The organism is Pseudomonas sp. ChxA (genome assembly GCF_030263855.1).
GTDB classification, from domain to species: Bacteria; Pseudomonadota; Gammaproteobacteria; order Pseudomonadales; family Pseudomonadaceae; genus Aquipseudomonas; species Aquipseudomonas fluorescens_CB.
This window is the reverse complement of sequence record NZ_JARPMK010000001.1, coordinates 972,982-992,818: the sequence shown is the minus strand read 5'-3', so window position 1 is coordinate 992,818 and position 19,837 is coordinate 972,982. Positions and strand designations below refer to the sequence as shown.

The window sequence follows — 19,837 nt, the reverse complement described above, 5'->3', positions numbered from 1 at the left end:
AACCGGCCATTAAATGTCGCAGTGCACCTAAACAAATGCCAACTTAACATCACTGCCAACCCATTGAACTTATTGAAGTTATATAAGCTTTTGGACTACATGTACAAACAATGACTCGCTGCACAAGGTTTAAACAAACAAAATGCGGACATTCAGTAAAATTTTTTCACATTACGATGTGTAGGCTTTGTCCTACACTGATTTCCGTACCTCACTGGGAGATAGGACGTGCCCGGGCAACAACACGCATGGAGAGTTACCAATGGTCAACTGGCGTAATACACGACTCCCCAAACTGGAAGGTGAGAACAAGATCACCACTATTTATGAGATGGTCGTCAATCACACCTATGAGCTTGGGTTTCAATACTGCTCATTCACGATGAGCTCACAACAACCAGCCACTCAAGCAAAACCCGTTCACTTCAACAACTACCCAACCGAATGGAACAACGTTTACAAACAAGCGCACTTCTTTGACATTGATCCGGTGGTCGCTCACTGCAAAGCCAGTGTGATGCCCATCGTGTGGGATCAAAAAACTTTCAGCGACGCACCGCACCTCTGGTCGTTGGCCCAGTCGTTTGGTGTGCACTTTGGATGGTCCCAAGCCGTACACGACTTTAAAGGCGTGTTCAGCATGCTGACCCTGGGCAGAAGCAACGGCGAAGTCAGCCCGGAAGAGCTTTACGAGAAAGCCGGCCAGGTCCTCTGGCTCTGCCACGTGATGCACGCTGCGGTGGCGCAAACATATGCCGAAAAACAGAGCGTCGTAGCGCCTTGCAAGTTGACCCCAAGAGAAACAGAAATCCTCAGGTGGTCGGCCCTGGGCAAGACGGCGTCGGACATTGCCACGATCCTGTGCCTGTCTGAGCGTACGGTGGGTTTTCATATCAGCAGTTGCTTGAGAAAACTGGGAGTTAATAACAAGATTGCCGCTGTGCTCAGGGCCTCCAAAGCCGGTCTGTTTTAACCGCTGAAGAAACACCGCATGTAATCCCATCGAAAAAAAAGTAACATTTACGGCCAATTCTGAGTGTTGATACGGCGTCTTGATGCCGCTTCGTTGTTCACTCGGATGGTTGCGCCGGTTGCCCGTACCCGCTGCCGCCCCATCGATGACCCAGAGCTCCCTCCGCCATGCCCCTGCTTGACAGCCCCTTCGCCCAGCTCGACCTGATTCGCCAGCCAGAGCAACACAATGACCCGTTGCAGGCCTTTGATGCCGCCGACGAGTACCTGCTCAGCTACCTGGCCGAGCAGCAGCCAGGCGCTGCGACCCGTGTGCTGGTGCTCAATGACAGCTTCGGCGCGTTGGCGGCCAGCCTGGAGGGCCAGGTGCAGGTCACGTCCAGCGGCGATTCGTTCCTGGCGGCCCAGGGCCTGGAAAAAAACCTGATGCGCAACGGCAAGACCTTTGATGCGGTGGCATTCGTGCCGGCCAGCCAAGTGCCGGCCGGGCCGTTCGACCGCGTGCTGATCCGCGTGCCAAAGACCTTGGCCCTGTTGGAAGAGCAGTTGATCCGCCTGCACGGCCAACTGGCGCCCGGCGCCCAAGTGATTGCCGGGGCGATGGTCAAGCACCTGCCACGGGCGGCGGGCGAGTTGCTGGAGCGCTATATCGGCCCGATGCACGCCTCCCTCGCGGTCAAAAAGGCCCGGTTGCTGATCGCCACAGTTGAAGCTCGCCCGGCCGCCGTCTCGCCCTACCCTACCCGCTACACCTTGGACGCACCGGCCATCGAGCTGTTGAACCACGCCAACGTGTTCTGCCGCGAAGGCCTCGACATCGGCACCCGCGCCTTCCTCCCGCACCTGCCAAACAATCTCGGCAGCGCGCGCGTAGCAGACCTGGGCTGCGGCAACGGCGTATTGGCGATTGCCAGTGCCCTGCAAAACCCCGACGCACAGTACACCCTGGTGGATGAGTCCTACATGGCCGTGCAGTCGGCAGCCGAAAACTGGCAGGCCGCCTTCGGTGCGCGCGAGGTTATCGTGCGCGCCGCCGACGGCCTCGCCGGCCAGGAAGCGCAATCCTTGGACGTGGTGCTGTGCAACCCGCCGTTCCACCAGCAACAGGTGGTCGGCGACTTCCTCGCCTGGCGCATGTTCCAGCAGGCGCGCGAAGCGCTGGTAGTGGGCGGTGCCCTTTATATCGTCGGCAACCGCCACCTGGGTTATCACAGCAAATTGGCGCGATTGTTCCGGGGCGTTGAACAAGTAGCCGCCACGCCGAAGTTCGTCATCCTCAAAGCCCGTAAATAAAAAAGCCCTCGAAGCGAGGGCTTGAAAACCGGGCCGCAAAGCCCGGATCGGGAGGTCAGTGAGTGGTCAGGCCAGCCGCATTCATAAACATGCGCATCAGGCTGGCCACGACGAAAAGGGCCAGCACGCTGCCGGTCCAGATCATCGCCAGCCACCCCAGGCGCCGCCAAAACGGCTGTTTCTCGGCCTGTTCAATCTCGTGTAACGAAGGTTTGCCGGACATACAACGACCCTCCTAGTGGTAGCCGTCTTCGTGGGTGACCTTGCCGCGGAACACGTAGTAGCTCCAGAAGGTGTAGCCCAGGATAAACGGGATAATGAACAACGTGCCCACCAGCATAAAGCCCTGGCTCTGCGGCGGTGCGGCAGCGTCCCAGATCGACACGGAAGGCGGAATGATGTTCGGCCACAGGCTGATCCCCAGGCCACTGTAGCCGAGGAAAATCAGCACCAGCGTCAGCAGGAACGGCGTGTAGTGCGCATTACGCGCCACGGCGCGGATCAACCCGTACATGGTCACCAGCACCAGGATCGGCACCGGCAGGAACCAGAACAGGTTCGGCAGGGTGAACCAGCGTGAGGCGATTTCCGGGTGCGCCAGCGGCGTCCACAGGCTGACGATACCAATCACTGCCAGCACCACAAAGGCCAATGGCCGCGCCAGGTTGTGCATCTGCTCCTGCAACTTGCCTTCGGTTTTCATGATCAGCCAAGTGCAGCCGAGCAAGGCATAGGCGACCACCAGTGCAACACCACAGAACAGGGTGAACGGCGTGAGCCAGTCCAGGGAGCCGCCGGCAAACTGGCGATCCACCACCGGAATGCCATCGATAAACGCCCCCAGCGCCACGCCCTGGAAGAACGTCGCGGCGATGGAGCCACCGATAAACGCCTTGTCCCACAGGTGACGCTTGTCGTCCTTGGCTTTGAAGCGGAACTCAAAGGCCACGCCCCGGAAGATCAGCCCGATCAGCATCAGGATCAGCGGCAGGTACAACGCCGACAACACCACCGAATAGGCCAGCGGGAACGCGCCGAACAGCGCCGCGCCGCCGAGTACCAGCCAGGTTTCGTTGCCGTCCCATACCGGCGCGACGGTGTTCATCATCACATCGCGGTCGACTTTGCCGGGGATAAACGGAAAGAGGATGCCGATACCCAGGTCGAAGCCGTCCATCACCACGTACATCATGATGCCGAAGATGATGATCACGGCCCAGATCAGCGGAAGATCAATACCCATCTCAATTCCCCTTGTGCTGGATGTGGGTGTGGTCGTCATCGCTGCCGTCATCGGCGGCGGACAACGGACGGGCCGGTGTACGTTTCTGGCCCGGGCCACCATGGGTTGGCTCGCTGCCTTCGTGGGTCTGCGGACCTTTGCGCACCAGGCGCATCATGTAGCCCAAACCGGCGCCGAACAGCGCGAAGTACACCACCACGAACAACACCAGGGTGATGGTCATCTGCGCCAGGCTATGCCCGGAGGAGGCGTCCGCAGTGCGCATCAGCCCGTACACCACCCACGGCTGGCGGCCGATTTCGGTGGTAAACCAACCGGCAAGAATCGCGATCAGGCCGGATGGCCCCATCCACAAAGCCAGGTACAGGAACGGTTTGGACGTGTACATCTTGTCGCCCCGGCGCAGCCACAGGCTGAACAGACCGGTGAAGATCATCAGGAAGCCCAGGCCGACCATGACCCGGAACGACCAGAACACAATGGTCGAATTGGGGCGATCTTCAGGCGGGAACTCCTTGAGCGCCGGCACTTGCTTGTCCAGGGAGTGGGTCAGGATCAGGCTGCCAAGGTACGGAATTTCCACCGCGTATTTGGTTTTTTCAGCCTTCATGTCGGGCCAGCCGAACAGGATCAGCGGCGTCGGTTCGTTGCCGATATTTTCCCAGTGGCCTTCAATCGCGGCGATTTTCGCCGGTTGGTGCTTCAAGGTGTTGAGGCCATGGAAGTCACCGATCACCGCCTGGATAGGCGCCACAATCAAGGCCATCCACATCGCCATCGACAGCATGGTGCGGATTGCCGGGTTGTCCTTGCCGCGCAGCAGGTGCCAGGCCGCCGAAGAACCGACGAAGAACGCCGTGGCGACAAAGGCTGCTGTAGCCATGTGCATCAGGCGATAGGGGAACGACGGGTTGAAGATCACCGCCAGCCAGTCGGTAGGTATCACCCGGCCATCGATAATTTCAAAGCCTTGCGGCGTCTGCATCCAGCTGTTGGAAGCCAGAATCCAGAAGGTCGAAATCAGCGTACCGACGGCCACCATCACCGTGGCAAAGAAGTGCAGCTTGCGCCCCACTTTGTTCCAGCCGAACAGCATCACCCCGAGGAAACCCGCCTCAAGGAAGAAGGCCGTGAGCACTTCGTAGGTCAGAAGCGGTCCGGTGACGGCGCCGGCGAAGTCCGAGAAACGGCTCCAGTTGGTACCAAACTGGTAAGCCATGACCAAGCCCGAAACCACCCCCATGCCGAAGTTGACGGCAAAGATCTTCGACCAGAAATGGTAGAGGTCACGGTAGGTATCGTTGTGGGTCTTGAGCCACAAGCCTTCCAGCACCGCAAGGTAACTGGCCAGGCCGATGGTGATCGCCGGGAACAGGATGTGAAACGAGATGGTGAACGCGAATTGAATTCGGGCGAGATCTAGCGCCTCCAAACCGAACATAAGTCTTCCTCTGTCAGGTAATACCGGCTGCTGGCGGGAGCCTGCACCCACTGCCCCCACGGATATGGAGTGTGGCGAATTTCAATTCGTTTCTTTTTTTACCCATCACGTAGGGATTCTGGCCTTTCGGCCGCCAGAACAATCCCGGGGCCGGTTTTGATCTGGATCAAGCATTGCTCAAAGAGTAGTCCCATTTTGGCTGTAGGACGGCGTGGTCTTTTGCCGCGTGACAGCTTGCCTCAGCTCAGTTCTTGCAACTATTTGTTACAGCTTGATGCTAATCTCGCCATTCACTCCGTTCCGAACCCGTATCCCCGATGCCCAGTGAACCCGCCTTGCTGTTGCGCCACCACCGTCCTTTTATCGCGTTCTGGCTGGCGCGCATCTTCACCGCCAGCGGTTTCCAGATGCTTACCGTGGCCATCGGCTGGAACCTCTACCAACTGACCGGCAACGTGCTGGACCTGGGCCTGGTCGGCCTGGTGGAGTTCATCCCGCGCGTGCTGTTCATGTTGCACACCGGGCATGTGGCTGATCGCTATGAGCGGCGCAAGGTCGCTGCCATCTGCCAGACCGTGCAGGCATTGATTGCCTTGTCCCTGGCCATCGGCGGTCTGACCGGCAACGTGACCCGCGAGATGATCTTTATCCTCGCCTTCCTGCTTGGCGCTGCACGCTCGTTTGAAATGCCCACCACCCAGGCGCTGTTGCCCAGTATCGTACCCAGCGCGCTGTTCCCACGGGCCGTGGCCTCATCGCAGTCGGCCCAGCAACTGGCGACCATCGTCGCGCCGGCCTTGGGCGGCTTGCTCTATGCGTTCGGCAGCGTGTGGGTATATGGCCCAACCGTGGCGCTGTACCTGATTGCCTGCGTATTGACTCTTAACCTGCCCGCACGCCAGACGCCGTTGAACAAGGCCAAGGCAACCATGGACTCGCTGCTGGCCGGGATTCGCTTTATTCGCAGCCGCCCGGACATTCTCGGCGCCATTTCTCTGGACTTGTTCGCCGTGCTGCTGGGCGGTGCAACCGCATTGCTGCCGGTGTTCGCCAAGGACATCCTGCTGACCGGCGCCTGGGGCCTGGGTCTGCTGCGTTCGGCGCCGGCGGTGGGTGCGCTGTTGATGTCGCTATGGCTGGCGAGGTTCTCGGTAGACCGCAAGGTCGGCCGTGTGATGTTCACCGCCGTCGGCGTGTTTGGCGTGGCAACCATTGCGTTCGGCCTGTCGACGTCGTTCTGGTTCTCGCTGGCCGTGCTGGTGGTGTTGGGCGCGGCGGACATGATCAGTATGGTGATCCGCGCATCGTTCGTGCAGCTGGAAACACCGGATGAAATGCGCGGGAGGGTCAGTGCGGTCAACGGCCTTTTTATCGGCGCATCCAACCAACTGGGTGAGTTTGAATCGGGGATTACCGCCCACTGGTTCGGCACCGTGCCTGCCGTGGTGATGGGCGGGATTGGCACGCTGTTGGTGACGGGGGTGTGGATAAAGCTGTTTCCGACCCTGGCCAGCCGCGATCGGATGCATGTGCCGGTGGAAGAAACCAAGCTATAACCTGGTTCAAAAGTAGTCAATGTGGGAGCTGGCTTGCCTGCGATGGCGGAGTGTCAGTCACTGATTTTTAGCTGACATACCGCAATCGCAGGCAAGCCAGCTCCCACAATTAGATCTGCGGAGGTTTGAAGACCTGCGCTACAACACCTTATCCAGGGTGATAGGAAACTCCCGCACGCGCTTGCCGGTGGCATGGTAGATCGCATTCGCCACGGCGGCCGCCACCCCGACAATACCGATTTCACCGCAACCGCGATCGGATGCATGTGCCGGTGGAAGAAACCAAGCTATAACCTGGTTGAAAAGTAGTCAATGTGGGAGCTGGCTTGCCTGCGATGGCGGAGTGTCAGTGACTGATTTTTAGCTGACATACTGCAATCGCAGGCAAGCCAGCTCCCACAATTGGATCTGCGGAGGTTTGAAGACCTGCGCTACAGCACCTTATCCAGGGTGATAGGAAACTCCCGCACGCGCTTGCCGGTGGCATGGTAGATCGCATTCGCCACGGCGGCCGCCACCCCGACAATACCGATTTCACCGCAACCGCGATCGGATGCATGTGCCGGTGGAAGAAACCAAGCTATAACCTGGTTCAAAAGTAGTCAATGTGGGAGCTGGCTTGCCTGCGATGGCGGAGTGTCAGTCACTGATTTTTAGCTGACATACCGCAATCGCAGGCAAGCCAGCTCCCACAATTGGATCTGCGGAGGTTTGAAGACCTGCGCTACAACACCTTATCCAGGGTGATAGGAAACTCCCGCACGCGCTTGCCGGTGGCATGGTAGATCGCATTCGCCACGGCGGCCGCCACCCCGACAATACCGATTTCACCGCAACCGCGATCGGATGCATGTGCCGGTGGAAGAAACTAAGCTATAACCTGGTTGAAAAGTAGTCAATGTGGGAGCTGGCTTGCCTGCGATGGCGGAGTGTCAGTCACTGATTTTTAGCTGACATACCGCAATCGCAGGCAAGCCAGCTCCCACAATTGGATCTGCGGAGGTTTGAAGACCTGCGCTACAGCACCTTATCCAGGGTGATAGGAAACTCCCGCACGCGCTTGCCGGTGGCATGGTAGATCGCATTCGCCACCGCCGCCGCCACCCCGACAATGCCGATTTCACCGACGCCCTTGGAACCCAGGGCGTTGACGATTTCGTCGTGTTCTTCGACAAATACCACGTCAATCTCGCCGATGTCGGCATTCACCGGGATGTGGTACTCGGCCAGGCTGTGGTTCATGTAGCGCCCCAGTTGATGGTCGACCTGGGTTTCTTCATGCAGGGCCATGCCGATGCCCCAGACCACGCCGCCGAGGATCTGGCTGCGGGCCATCTTCGGGTTGACCACCCGCCCGGCCGCAATGGCGCTGACCACCCGACGCACCTTGATCGTGCCCAGGTCTTCGTCGACCTGAACCTCGACAAACACTGCCGAATGGGTCGCCGTCGCATAGCCTTCACGCTTTTTGTCCGGTTGGCTGTCAACCTGAACAGCCAGCACTTCTTCGCCACTGTCCTTGACCAGTTGTGCCAAGGACACACTCACGTCACCGGTGTGCAACTGGCCGTCTTCAAAGCGCACCGATTCAGCCTCTTTGAACACCGGGTAAGTCTGCCGGGCAACCGCCAACAGCTTGGCGTTCAGCGCCTCGCAGGCTTGCTGCACCGCAGTGCCGACGGACGACACGGTAAACGAGCCGCCCTGTAACGGCGCCGTGGGTAACGACGAGTCACCCAGCAGAAAACGCACATCGGCCATCGCCACACCACTGGTTTGCGCGGCAATCTGGGTCATCACCGTATAGGTGCCGGTGCCGATATCAGTGGTGGCGCTGCTGACCGTCAATTGGCCTTGGGCATCCAGCTGCGCCTTGGCGCTGGCCTTCATCTGCAGGGCCTCCCACACACCACCGGCCATACCCCAGCCGATCAACTGGTTGCCATCACGCATGCTGCGCGGCTCGGGGTTGCGCTGGCTCCAGCCGAAACGCTCGGCGCCTTCGCGGTAACACTCACGCAGGGCTTTGCTCGACCAGGGCTTGTCTTCGTTCTGGTTGCGCTCGGCGTAGTTGATCAGCCGCAGTTGCACTGGGTCCATCCCCAGGGCGCAGGCCAGTTCGTCCATCGCACATTCCAGACCGATCACACCCAGCGCAGCGCCCGGCGCACGCATGTCCATCGGCGTATAGACGTCCAGAGGCACCAGTTTGTAGGTCAGTTGCACATTGTCGCAGTGGTAGAGCATGCCGCTCCATTCCACCACATGTTCGCTGAAATCTTCGAAGCGCGAGGTCTGGCCAATCGCAGTGTGGCCCAACGCCAATAGGCGACCATTGGCAGCAGCGCCCAGTTGCAAACGTTGCAGAGTGCGCGGGCGGTAGCCAAAGGTGAACATCTGTTGACGGGTCAAGGTGACGCGCACCGAACGCTTGAGTGCCAGCGCTGCCATCACCGCCAGCGGTAATTGATACTGCGGGCGAAGGCCCGAGCCAAAGGCACCGCCGACGAATGCGGCAAAAATCCTTACCTGGCTTTTATCCAGGCCGAAGACTTTTTGCACATACGCCTGGCAGTTCTGCGGGCCTTGGGTCTTGTCGTGGATATGCAGGGTGCCGTCCGGCTGATACAGCACGGTGCTGGCGTGGGGCTCCATCGGGTTGTGGTGCTCGATGGGCGTGCTGTAGTGCATATCCAGGCTGACGGCGGCAGCGGCCCATTCGGCCTGGAAGTTACCCCGTGGTTTGGGCGGCGTTTGCGGCGAGGGATGCGCCTGCTCCTGCTCGGCAACCAAGTCGGTTGCAAACGCCTCGCTCGCGTATTCGATCTCGACCAGCGAGGCAGCGTGCCGCGCCAGTTCAAGGTTGTCGGCGATCACCAGGGCCAGAGGTTGGCCGCTATACAGCACGCGGTCGTTATACAGCGGGCGAAACGGCGAGCCGTCGGCCGCATCGGCATCGGCGAAGGCCTCATCGTAGCTGGCGAGTTTAGGGCGGTTCAGATGATCAAGCACCTTGATCACGCCCGGCAGCGCCAGGGCTTTGGACGCGTCGATCCGGAGGACCCGGCCCTTGGCAATCGTGCTTGAGACGACACTGCCATGCAGCAAGTCGTTGCCTGGAAACTCACCGGCATAACGCGCCTGGCCGGTGACCTTGAGCAGACCGTCAACACGGTCCAGGGGTTTGCCGACAGCGGTCATGAGCGTTCTCCTGCGACAGCGGCGTCACTCAAGGCACGAATGATTGCGCGGCGTGCCAGCTTGATCTTGAAGCTGTTGTGTTCCAAGGGCTCTGCGTCTTGCAACAGGGCGTCAGCGGCCTGGCTGAAGGTTTCACGGCTGACCGTTTGCCCGATCAGTGCGGCTTCCACGGCGCGATCGCGCCAAGGTTTGTGGGCCACACCACCAAGGGCCAGGCGCGCATCGACGATGGTGTCGCCTTCCAGTTCCAGCGCGGCGGCAACGGAGACCAGGGCGAAGGCGTAGGACGCACGGTCGCGGATTTTCAGGTAGTGGCTATGGTTGGCGAGACGGTCAGGCGGCAGTTCGATGGCGGTGATCAGCTCATCGTCGGCCAGCAGGTTGTCGCGCTCAGGCGTATCGCCCGGCAAGCGATGAAAATCAGCAAACTCGATCACCCGTGCGCCGCCACGCCCTTCTACATGTACCCGTGCCTGCAGCGCTGCGAGGGCAACGCACATGTCTGAGGGATGGGTGGCCACACAGTGTTCGCTGGCGCCGAGGATCGCATGAATGCGGTTCAACCCGGTGCGCGCCGGGCAGCCGCTGCCAGGTTCACGCTTATTGCACGGCACGCTGGCATCATAGAAATAGTAGCAACGGGTACGTTGCAACAGGTTGCCGCCGGTACTGGCCATATTGCGCAGTTGCGGCGAGGCGCCCGCCAGGATGGCCTGGGACAGCAATGGGTAGCGCGCCTCGATCAGCGGGTGCCAGGCCAGGTCGGCATTGCTGACCAACGCGCCGATCATCACCCCGCCGTCGGCGGTCGCTTCTACGCCTTTGAGCGCCAAGCCGGTGATGTCGATCAGGTGTTCGGGGCGGCTGATGTTTTCTTTCATCAGGTCCAGCAGGTTGGTGCCACCGGCGATAAACCGCGACGTCGCGCTGCTCAACTGCACGGCTTCCTGCACATCGGCCGGCTTGCTGTACTGGAAGGGGTTCATTGGTCACCTCCCAGCACGACGTCTTCAATGGCATCGCGAATATTGCTGTAGGCCCCGCAGCGGCACAGGTTGCCGCTCATCAGTTCCTGAATTTGCGCGGTGTTGTGGGCACGGCCTTCATTGGCCAGGCCGACGGCGGAGCAAATCTGCCCCGGCGTGCAGTAGCCGCACTGGAACGCGTCACGCTGGATAAAGGCCTGCTGCATCGGGTGTAACTGGTCGCCGTCGGCCAGGCCCTCGATGGTGGTCAATTCGGCACCGTCGCACATCACCGCCAGGGTCAGGCAGGCGTTGATACGTTTGCCATCGCGCAACACCGTGCAGGCGCCGCACTGGCCGTGGTCGCAGCCTTTTTTGCTACCCACCAGATCCAGCTGTTCACGCAGCAGGTCCAGCAAGGTGGTCCAGGGCAACACCTGCAACTGGCGGTCTTGGCCATTCAGGGTCAGGCGTATCGGGTGGCTGACGAACGGTTTGGTCGTCGCGCCATTGGGGGTCGCGCTCATAAACACCTCACGGGTTGGTGCACTTCCGCGGCGTTCAGGAAAGTCGCCGTCTTAGGGCTACGACTTCCCGGGGTAGTGAGCGTTCAAGGGGATTGATCAGAGGATGTTGAACTCGAGTTTCAAGGTGTTTTGCGGACCATTGATCGAGATATTGCTGAATTCGAACCAGCCTTGGGCCTGGACATTCAGGTCAAACACATAGATGTAGCCCATCACAGTGCCTGCGCCGTTACAGACTTCGCTGATGTTGCCCACCTGACACACCGGCGTGCGTTGCCCATTCAATTCGGCACCATTGAAGCGTCCCATCGGGCTTTTGCCCAGGCCGACTTCCATCACCGAGACCTTGGTCGGGCCACGATGGGTACACATTTGGGTGGTCGTCACTCCCGTGGGGATGGTTTCCGTGCAGCGCGCCGACTCGACCTTGAACACCCGCACTTCGCTCAAGGGCGGTGCAGCCGCGCCCCACGCCGGTGCCACAAGCCCCAGGCCGATTGCGGCGAACAGAGCTAGACTGCTGGCGTTGGCTTTTTTCATGCTGATAACGACCCTGTATTTAACGTCGGCGCAGTATGCCTCAAGGCCAGATTCGAGAATACGCAGCCTATCCGCCACATCGCGTCGGCTGCTGGTATCATGCGCCGCTTTTTCCGATCCTCTCTGAAACCACAGGCGCTTGGCGCAGTTTGTGCTTTGACTTAGAGGTCAACAAATAACGACGCAAAATAGCGTCACAGGGAGCCGGCATGCTGGAAAAGCTGTTTCAACTCAAAGCACACAACACCAACGTGCGCACCGAAATTCTCGCGGGTATCACGACCTTTCTGGCCATGGCCTACATTCTGTTCGTGAACCCGAGCATTCTCGGCGAGACCGGTATGGACAAGGGCGCGGTGTTTGTCGCCACCTGCCTGGCCGCCGCCATCGGTTCGACCGTGATGGGCCTGATCGCCAACTACCCGATCGCGCTGGCACCGGGCATGGGCCTCAACGCCTTCTTCACCTACACCGTGGTCCTGCACATGGGCCACACCTGGCAAGTCGCGTTGGGCGCGGTATTCATTTCGGCGGTGTTGTTCTTCCTGCTGTCGATCTTCCGCATCCGTGAGTGGATCATCAACAGCATCCCGCTGCCGCTGCGTTCGGCGATTGCCGCCGGTATCGGCCTGTTCCTGGCGCTGATCGCCCTGCACAACGCCGGCATCGTGGTCAGCAACCCGGCCACCATGGTCGGCCTGGGCGACCTGAAACAACCGGCGCCGATTCTCGCCACCTTGGGTTTCGCGCTGATTGTTGCGCTAGAGGCCCTGGCAGTACGCGGCGCGGTGCTGATCGGCATCCTGGCGGTGACCATCGTGTCTATCGTGATGGGCTTCACCCCGTTCGGCGGCGTGACGTCGATGCCACCGTCCCTGGCCCCGACCTTCCTGCAACTGGATATCAAAGGTGCGCTGGATATCGGCCTGGTCAGCGTGATCTTCGCCTTCCTGTTCGTTGACCTGTTCGACAACTCCGGCACCCTGATCGGCGTGGCCAAGCGCGCCGGCCTGATGGGCAAGGACGGCCACATGCCGAAAATGGGCCGTGCACTGATCGCCGACAGTACCGCCGCCATGGCCGGTTCGCTGCTGGGTACGTCGACCACCACCAGCTACATCGAGTCGGCAGCAGGCGTAAGTGCCGGTGGCCGTACCGGCTTGACCGCCATTGTGGTTGCCATCCTGTTCCTGCTGGCGCTGTTCTTCTCGCCGCTGGCCGCCAGTGTTCCAGCGTTTGCCACCGCGCCGGCGCTGCTGTTCGTGGCCGTGCTGATGACCCAGGGCCTGGCCGAAATCGACTGGGATGACATTACCGTTGCAGCGCCCGTGGTGGTCACCGCCCTGGCGATGCCTTTCACTTACTCCATCGCCAACGGCATTGCCTTCGGTTTCATCGCCTGGACCGCCATCAAGCTGCTTTCGGGCCGCTACCGTGAGCTGAACCCGGCACTGGTGATCCTGTCGATTCTGTTTGTGATCAAGCTGGGCTGGTTCAACGCATGACTTTTGACGCCGCAAGCTACACCGTTCAACTGCAAGACAAGGTCACGCGCCTGCGTGACCTGTTGGCACCGTTCGACGCCCCCGAACCGCAGGTCTTCGATTCGCCGCTGCAGAACTTCCGCCTGCGCGCAGAATTTCGCCTGTGGCGCGAAGGCGGCGAGCGCCACTACGCGATGTTCTCCCAGGACGACAAACGCACGCCGATCCTGATCGAAGATTTCCCGATCGCAAGCCAACGCATCAACCAGCTGATGCCGCAACTCAAGGCCGCCTGGCAAGCCAGCGCAGCCTTGAGCCACAAGCTGTTCCAGGTGGAGTTCCTGACCACACTGGCCGGCGACGCGATGATTACCCTTTGCTATCACCGCCCGCTGGACGAGCATTGGCACACTGCTGCGAACAAGCTGGCGGCCGACTTGAATGTCAGCATCATCGGCCGCTCCAAGGGCAAGCGTGATGTGATCGGCCACGACTACGTGGTGGAAAAACTCGAGGTCGGTGGCCGCACGTTCAGCTACCGCCAACCCGAGGGCGCGTTCACCCAGCCCAACGGCACCGTGAACCAGAAGATGCTCAACTGGGCCTATGAAGCCTTGGGCGATCGCCCGGATGATTTGCTGGAGTTGTACTGCGGCAACGGCAACTTCACCCTGCCACTGGCGACCCGCGTGCGTAAGGTGCTGGCCACCGAAATCAGCAAGACCTCGGTGAATGCAGCCTTAAGCAACCTCGATGAAAACGCAGTGGCTAACGTCACGCTGGTGCGCCTGTCTGCCGAAGAGCTCACCGAGGCACTTAACGAAGTTCGCCCGTTCCGCCGCCTGCACGGCATCGACCTGAAAAGCTACGAATTCGGTAGCGTCTTCGTCGACCCACCGCGCGCCGGCATGGACCCGGACACCTGCGAACTGACCCGACGTTTTGACAACATCCTGTACATCTCCTGCAACCCGGAGACGTTGGCGGCGAACATTGCGCAACTGCATGACACGCACCGGATTACCCAGTGTGCGATGTTTGACCAGTTCCCGTGGACGCACCATATGGAGTCCGGGGTGTTATTGACCCGGCGGTAAACTGTGGGAGCTGGCTTGCCTGCTCCCACACTGGGTTTTCATGCATCTGTTGAATCACCGTTATCCAACGGCTCCTTGCGTGGCCGACCGCCCTTCTTGCCATTGGCTCGGGCGGCGGCGGTTTTGGCGGCGCTGCTCTTGCGACCGTTGCGCGATGCCACCAGGCTTGTTGCCAGGTCCATCAAGGGCTGGCTGGTGGCGATCAGGCCGGTGATCGACACGTCCAGATCCTGCGCCTCACAGCACAGCGCCTTGCCGCCAAAGCCGACCTCCAGTTGCTGAAAGTCCTTCAGGGAAAACCCTTCAAACTCCGGCAGCCCGGCCACAGGCAACATGACGCGGCTACCATCGCTGAAGCCGATGGAAATGCACTCGTGTTCATAGCGCACGTTGCTGGCGTTGGCGTAAAGACGCTTGAGCTTGCGACCACGGGCAATTGCCTTGTCGACATCGGCATCCGTGAGCGGCTTATAGGGTACGACTTTGGCTTTTACGATTTTTTTCATAAATCAATCTCCACAAAACCCGGCGCCCTGACCAGATTCAAAATTGTCTTCTGCCCCACGACATCGTGCCGGGCACGTGCAATCACATAAATACCGCGCTGAATGATCAGCCCCGGCAATACCTCATCGGCTTCCCAATCCCAGGAATGGTTCTCCAGGCAAATCGTTTGCAGTTTCTCCCACCAGATCCGGCGTGCCCGCGCCAGATAGTGCCGCTGCATGATCGCCTCGCGTAGTTCCTTCAGGAGTGCTGTGGGTGGCCGCCTGCGATCCGGCTCCACATCCCACAACTCCACGTCCCCATTCAGGAAGCTGAAACGAAAACGCGCATCCCATCCCATGCCCCTGACATGAACGTGGGGCGGGCAGTGCTCATCCCGCAGAAGTACTGAAATCACATATCCCTTGTAAGCACCTACTTTCATCGTAACCCATCCGTTAGGTTATTTTCCGCCAGGTAACAATTTTTCCGTGGCACCCGACAACCGGCTCCATCCTTGCGAAGCTTTTTCACAGATTAGTAACGACGAACAACCCCGCGAATGCGGGGTTGTAACCACTCATGCCGACGGCTGGAAATACCCTGCCAAAGCCCGCAAGTCCTGCTCGCTCAGCAACCCCGCGTAATACTTCAACTGAATCCGCGCCAGCAAATACGCATGCCGTGCGTTCGCCAGGTCGCGGCGGGCGGTAAACAGTTGTTGTTCGGCATCGAGCACGTCGAGGTTGACCCGCTCACCGCCAGCCACACTCTTTTGGGTCGCGCTGACCAAGGCCGTAGCCGAGCTGACGGCCATCTCATAAGCACGCACTTTCGCCGCGCCGCTGGTGTTGAGGTTGAACTGCTTGCGCAGCTCCACCAACGTGTCAGCGGTTTGCGCGTCCAGCTCATATTGAGCCTGGGACAATTGGTTCGCCGCCTGGCGCGTGGAGGCCGAGACCGAGCCACCGGCAAACAACGGCAAGCTGACCTGGATGCCGACACTGTTGGTGTCGTACTTCTGGTTGTAGCTGCTTTCCGAATCGGAGCTGGTCTTGCGGCTGCTGGCGTACAGGCTGACCTTGGGCAAGTGCCCGGCGCGCTTACGCTCGACTTCGTAAGACGCCACGTCCAGCGCGTGATGCGCAGACTTCAGCTCAGGATTGTTGGCCATGGCCATTTCACGCCACGTCTCAAAACGGTTCGGTTCCAAGGGCGCAATCTCGAACTGGCGAGCCAGCGGTGCCAGCTCTTGGATCTGCAACGGCTGCCCCACAATGGCCTCCAATTCACGCAAGGCGCTATCCTGGGCATCCTGCGACTCAATCTCTTCGGCCTGGGCCAGGCTCAGCCGCGCCTGGGTTTCCAGCACATCGGTACGCGTGCCCTCGCCGCCTTTAAGCAGGCGGTCATTAAGTTGCAGGCGTTCGGCAAACGCGCGTTTCTGCGCGCGACTCAGCTCGATGCGCTCCTGGGCCAGCAGCGCCTGGCTATAGGCGCCCAGTACCCGCACGGCCAATGCCTGGCTTTTGCTGCGAAAGCGTTCATCGGCCATCAACGCCTGGGCGGTGCCCTGGCGAAACCGTGCATAGGCTTCGTAATCGAGCAGCGGTTGTTGCAGGGTCAACGTGGAGGCATAGCTGCGATAGTCGCGGTCGCTGGTGGTGCGGTTCTGGGTGACTTCGGACTCATTGCGCGAATTGTTGTAACTCCAGGACAGGTTCGGCAGCAACGCCGCCCGGCCGATCACGCGGTTCTCCTCACCGGCTTCGCGCTCCTGGATCGCGGCCTGAAAGGTCGGATCATTACGCAGGGCCAAATCGTAAGTCTCCAACAAACCCAAGGCATGGGCTACCGGCACACAACTCAAACACAGGGCAAACAGCAGCGCCTTCATTCTTCCACCAGCGCCATGTGCGTGCGATCGAGCAGCGGTTTGAACAGGTAGTTGAGCATCGAACGCTCACCGGTTTTGACGAAGGTTTCCACCGGCATGCCCGGACGGATCTGCACGCCGTCCAATTGCTGCATACCGGCCGCGCTGACCTGGGCGCGCAAGGTGTAATACGGCTCATCGGTACGTTCATCCACCTGACGGTCGGCCGACACCAGCGTCACCTCGCCGGCCACACGAGGCGTGGTCGCCTGGTTGAACGCCGAGAACAACAGTTCCACCGGCAAGCCTGGGTGTACCTTGTCGACCATCTGCACCGGCACGCGCGCCTCCACCAGTAACGGCTCGCCTTGGGGCACGATGTCCATCAGCGCCTGGCCGGGCTTGATCACGCCGCCTTCGGTGTACACATCGAGCCCCACCACCACACCGGCAGCGGGCGCGCGCACCAGGCTGTTGGCCAGTTCGAACTCGGCCGAAGCCAGGCGGTTGCGCAGGTCATCACTGCGGGTGCGGGTGTCGGCCAACTGGCCGCGCAGGTCTTTCTGGAAATCTTCGCTCAGTTGGCGAATGCGCAAACGCAATTCGAGCACCTGGCGTTGCAGTTGGCCGATGCGGCCGAAATCCTCGGCAATGGTGCCGTCGATCTGCGCGTACAGACGCTCGCTGTCGAGCAGGCGATTGCGCGGGATGTAACCGTCGCGCGCCAATTCGCGCAGGCCTTGCAATTGCTCGTTGAGCGCCGCCCGTTGCTGGACTTTGCTGGCCTGGGAATCGCGGGTGCCGCGCAACTGCGCCTCGGCCCCGGCGATGGTTTCGCGCAAACCTTGCTGCTCGGTGGCCAGCGCCTGAGCGCGGCTGCTGAACAACTGCCGCTGTAAATTCAGCAGGCTGGCGGCGTCGGGCTCGTTGAGCAATTGGGCGCCAAAGTCGATGGTTGCCAGCCCCTCGCTTTCGGCACTCAAGCGCGCCTCACTGGCCAGCGACGCCCAATACTGGCTGCGCAGCGATTGCATCTGCCCGCGCAGTGGCGTTTCTTTCAAGCGCAACAGCACCTGGCCGGCCTTGACCACATCACCGTCGCGCACCTCGATGCGCTCGACGATACCGCCGCTAGGGTGCTGCACCGTCTTGCGATGGCCCGAGACCATCACTTTGCCGGACACCGCTACGCCCTTGTCCAACGGCGCCCATGCCGCCCAGCCAAGAAACCCGGCAAAGCCGCCGAGCACCAACAGCCAACCCAGGCGCGAGTACTTCTTATCGTCCAGCGCCAGCACATTATTCGGTACGGGTTTGACTTGGCTCATGCCTGTTTTCCTTCACCGAGGCGGTAACTCATGCTCAGGGTCGACACCGGCTTGGCCGGCGCGGGTTTCTGGCGGGCTTCCAACACGCGCGCCGTGGGGCCGAACGCTTGCAACTGGCCGTCCTTGAGAATCAGCAACTGGTCGGTCAGGGACAGCACATTGGCTTTGTGGGTGATCAGAATGACCGTACGGCGCTGCTGCTTGAGCTGGGCGATGGCCTGGAGCAAGGCCTGCTCACCGACTTCATCAAGGTTGGCGTTGGGTTCATCCAGCACGATCAGCGCGGGCAGGCCGTACAACGCGCGCGCCAGGGCCACGCGCTGCTTCTGGCCACCGGACAAACCGGCACCGCCCTCGCCCAGTTGCGTGTCGTAGCCCTGAGGCAGTTGCAGGATCAAGTCATGTACGCCGGCCATTTGCGCGGCGGCGAGTACCTTGTCGGCGTCCACGTCGGCAAAGCGCGCGATGTTTTGCGCGATGCTGCCGGCGAACAGCTGGATATCCTGGGGCAAGTAACCGATATGCGGGCCGAGTTGCTGTTTGTCCCACTGGGTCAGGTCGGCGCCGTCCAGGCGCACCTTGCCGGCCAACGGAGCCCAGGCCCCCACCAACACCCGGGCCAGGGTGGACTTGCCGCAACCCGACGGGCCTATCACGCCCAACACCTCACCCGCCGGCAAGCTGAAGCCCAGGTTACTAATGGCCGGGCGACGGTTGCCGGGCGCGCAGGCGCTGACCTGCTCGACGCTCAGTTGGCCCTTGGGCACCGGCAAGCTCATGCGTGCTGGCCGGGCCGGGTTGTCCGCCAGCATCTGCGACAAGCGTTCGAATGCCAGGCGCGCCGAACCCCATTGTTTCCACACACCAATCAACTGGTCGATAGGGCTGAGCACCCTGCCCATCAAGATGGAGCCGGCGATCATCATTCCCGGCGTGATGTCACCCTGCACCGCCAGCAAGGCGCCCAACCCCAACACCAACGACTGCAAGGCCAGACGCACGCCCTTGGACCAGGCGGTAACGGCGGCGGTCTTTTCACTGGCCAGGTTCTGCTGCGCCAGAAACGCCTGGTGCTGGGTGAACCAACGGTTGCGCAAGGTGGCGAGCATGCCCATGGCTTCGATGGTTTCCGCATTGCGCAAATTGGCCGTGGCCTGCTGGCTGGCGCTGATGGACAGTTGGCTGGCCTGGGCCATCGGTGCCTGGCTGACATGGTGGTTGACCCACGCCAGTGCGATCAGGATCAGCGCACCGCCCAACGCCAGCAGGCCGAGCCACGGGTGAAAAAGGAAGATCACCAGCAGGTACACCGGAAACCAAGGCGCATCAAAAAACGCGAACAATGCCTGGCCAGTGGCGAACTGGCGCAGCGTGGTCAGGTCGTTCAACGCCTGGCCCGCCGCCTGGGTGCCGCCCTTGAGTTGCGCTTCGAAGGCGGCATCGTAGACACGCTGGTTCAAGCGCATGTCCATTTGCGTGCCGAGGCGGATCACCACCTGGCTACGCACCCACTCCAACGCGCCCATCAGGCCGAACAGACCGAGGATCATCAGCGTCAGCATCAACAGGGTCATCTGATTACCTGAGGCCAACACCCGGTCGTACACCTGCAGCATGTAGAGCGCCGGGGCGAGCATCAGCAGGTTGATCACCGCCGAGAACAGGCCAATGTTGAAGAAGCCACTTTTATAGGCCGTGAGGGCAGCCAGGGTTTCGTTGCCGGCGTGGCGCATCGGGGGATTCTCGTGGGGTTAAGCGGGCAGCGCCGCCGCGTTGACAGGCGATCCGGCGCTGCGCAGAATTTGGCACCGCTGTCGCTGAAGAGTTA

Annotated in this window: 17 protein-coding genes and 2 pseudogenes; 5 read left to right on the top strand and 14 right to left on the bottom strand. The window is 60.7% G+C overall.

The features are described from left to right. Window positions 1–262 precede the first annotated feature (262 nt). Entirely contained in the window at window positions 263–973 is a 711-nt protein-coding gene (locus tag P5706_RS04410) for a helix-turn-helix transcriptional regulator (protein WP_285678639.1), read from the top strand. Between the two features lie 167 nt (window positions 974–1,140). After that, window positions 1,141–2,265 (top strand): methyltransferase, encoded by a 1,125-nt coding sequence (locus tag P5706_RS04405; protein ID WP_200431472.1) that lies wholly within the window; start codon window positions 1,141–1,143, stop codon window positions 2,263–2,265. A 55-nt stretch (window positions 2,266–2,320) separates the two neighbouring features. On the opposite strand, the gene P5706_RS04400 is transcribed toward P5706_RS04405, so the two are convergent. Genes P5706_RS04400 through P5706_RS04390 form a run of 3 tightly spaced genes read right to left on the bottom strand, consistent with a single transcriptional unit; the run spans window position 2,321 to window position 4,949 of the window. Then, window positions 2,321–2,488: a DUF2474 domain-containing protein gene (locus P5706_RS04400; RefSeq protein WP_285678638.1), complete on the bottom strand. Its 168-nt coding sequence runs from the start codon at window positions 2,486–2,488 to the stop codon at window positions 2,321–2,323. Between the two features lie 12 nt (window positions 2,489–2,500). Then, on the bottom strand, window positions 2,501–3,508 hold the full coding sequence (gene cydB / locus P5706_RS04395; RefSeq protein ID WP_200431471.1) for a cytochrome d ubiquinol oxidase subunit II: 1,008 nt from the start codon (window positions 3,506–3,508) through the stop codon (window positions 2,501–2,503). A gap of 1 nt (window position 3,509) precedes the next feature. Continuing rightward, on the bottom strand, window positions 3,510–4,949 hold the full coding sequence (locus tag P5706_RS04390; RefSeq protein ID WP_017139317.1) for a cytochrome ubiquinol oxidase subunit I: 1,440 nt from the start codon (window positions 4,947–4,949) through the stop codon (window positions 3,510–3,512). A gap of 317 nt (window positions 4,950–5,266) precedes the next feature. Here P5706_RS04390 and P5706_RS04385 point away from each other — a divergent pair, with 317 nt between their 5' ends. After that, the gene (locus P5706_RS04385) at window positions 5,267–6,505 is read left to right on the top strand and encodes an MFS transporter (protein ID WP_285678637.1); all 1,239 of its coding nucleotides are present in this window, start codon (window positions 5,267–5,269) and stop codon (window positions 6,503–6,505) included. A gap of 431 nt (window positions 6,506–6,936) precedes the next feature. Here the strand turns inward: P5706_RS04385 and P5706_RS04375 are convergent. From P5706_RS04375 to P5706_RS04350, 6 genes and pseudogenes are all read right to left on the bottom strand, one after another. After that, window positions 6,937–7,053 (bottom strand): annotated as a pseudogene (locus P5706_RS04375) (hypothetical protein); the annotation flags it as partial. Between the two features lie 176 nt (window positions 7,054–7,229). Further along, window positions 7,230–7,346 (bottom strand): annotated as a pseudogene (locus P5706_RS04370) (hypothetical protein); the annotation flags it as partial. Window positions 7,347–7,522: 176 nt separating this feature from the next. Then, window positions 7,523–9,706, bottom strand: a complete 2,184-nt coding sequence (locus tag P5706_RS04365; protein WP_285678636.1) for a xanthine dehydrogenase family protein molybdopterin-binding subunit — start codon at window positions 9,704–9,706, stop codon at window positions 7,523–7,525. Beyond that, window positions 9,703–10,692, bottom strand: a complete 990-nt coding sequence (locus P5706_RS04360; RefSeq protein WP_200431468.1) for an FAD binding domain-containing protein — start codon at window positions 10,690–10,692, stop codon at window positions 9,703–9,705. Before P5706_RS04360 ends, P5706_RS04365 begins: the two co-directional genes overlap by 4 nt. Next, window positions 10,689–11,198 (bottom strand): (2Fe-2S)-binding protein, encoded by a 510-nt coding sequence (locus P5706_RS04355; RefSeq protein WP_200431467.1) that lies wholly within the window; start codon window positions 11,196–11,198, stop codon window positions 10,689–10,691. Before P5706_RS04355 ends, P5706_RS04360 begins: the two co-directional genes overlap by 4 nt. Before the next feature lie 96 nt (window positions 11,199–11,294). After that, window positions 11,295–11,738 carry a DUF4879 domain-containing protein gene (locus tag P5706_RS04350; RefSeq protein ID WP_200431466.1) on the bottom strand — a complete coding sequence of 148 codons (444 nt, stop codon included), beginning with the start codon at window positions 11,736–11,738 and terminating at the stop codon, window positions 11,295–11,297. Window positions 11,739–11,947: 209 nt separating this feature from the next. On the opposite strand from P5706_RS04350, the gene P5706_RS04345 reads away from it, so the two are divergent. Both P5706_RS04345 and trmA read left to right on the top strand, forming a co-directional pair. Next, window positions 11,948–13,243 (top strand): NCS2 family permease, encoded by a 1,296-nt coding sequence (locus tag P5706_RS04345; protein ID WP_065911126.1) that lies wholly within the window; start codon window positions 11,948–11,950, stop codon window positions 13,241–13,243. After that, on the top strand, window positions 13,240–14,319 hold the full coding sequence (trmA, locus tag P5706_RS04340; protein ID WP_285678634.1) for a tRNA (uridine(54)-C5)-methyltransferase TrmA: 1,080 nt from the start codon (window positions 13,240–13,242) through the stop codon (window positions 14,317–14,319). Before P5706_RS04345 ends, trmA begins: the two co-directional genes overlap by 4 nt. Before the next feature lie 38 nt (window positions 14,320–14,357). Here the strand turns inward: trmA and P5706_RS04335 are convergent, their stop codons facing one another. The 5 genes from P5706_RS04335 to P5706_RS04315 all read right to left on the bottom strand — a co-directional run bounded on the left by P5706_RS04335 (window position 14,358) and on the right by P5706_RS04315 (window position 19,742). Beyond that, window positions 14,358–14,825: a DUF2442 domain-containing protein gene (locus P5706_RS04335; protein WP_200431464.1), complete on the bottom strand. Its 468-nt coding sequence runs from the start codon at window positions 14,823–14,825 to the stop codon at window positions 14,358–14,360. Then, entirely contained in the window at window positions 14,822–15,250 is a 429-nt protein-coding gene (locus P5706_RS04330; RefSeq protein WP_285678633.1) for a DUF4160 domain-containing protein, read from the bottom strand. Before P5706_RS04330 ends, P5706_RS04335 begins: the two co-directional genes overlap by 4 nt. A 135-nt stretch (window positions 15,251–15,385) precedes the next feature. After that, complete coding sequence (locus P5706_RS04325) at window positions 15,386–16,702, bottom strand: TolC family outer membrane protein (RefSeq protein ID WP_200431462.1); 1,317 nt, start codon at window positions 16,700–16,702, stop codon at window positions 15,386–15,388. Beyond that, window positions 16,699–18,009, bottom strand: coding sequence for an HlyD family type I secretion periplasmic adaptor subunit (locus P5706_RS04320; RefSeq protein ID WP_285678632.1), 1,311 nt, complete (start codon window positions 18,007–18,009; stop codon window positions 16,699–16,701). Before P5706_RS04320 ends, P5706_RS04325 begins: the two co-directional genes overlap by 4 nt. Continuing rightward, entirely contained in the window at window positions 18,006–19,742 is a 1,737-nt protein-coding gene (locus tag P5706_RS04315) for a type I secretion system permease/ATPase (protein WP_200431460.1), read from the bottom strand. Before P5706_RS04315 ends, P5706_RS04320 begins: the two co-directional genes overlap by 4 nt. Between the last annotated feature and the right edge of the window lie 95 nt (window positions 19,743–19,837).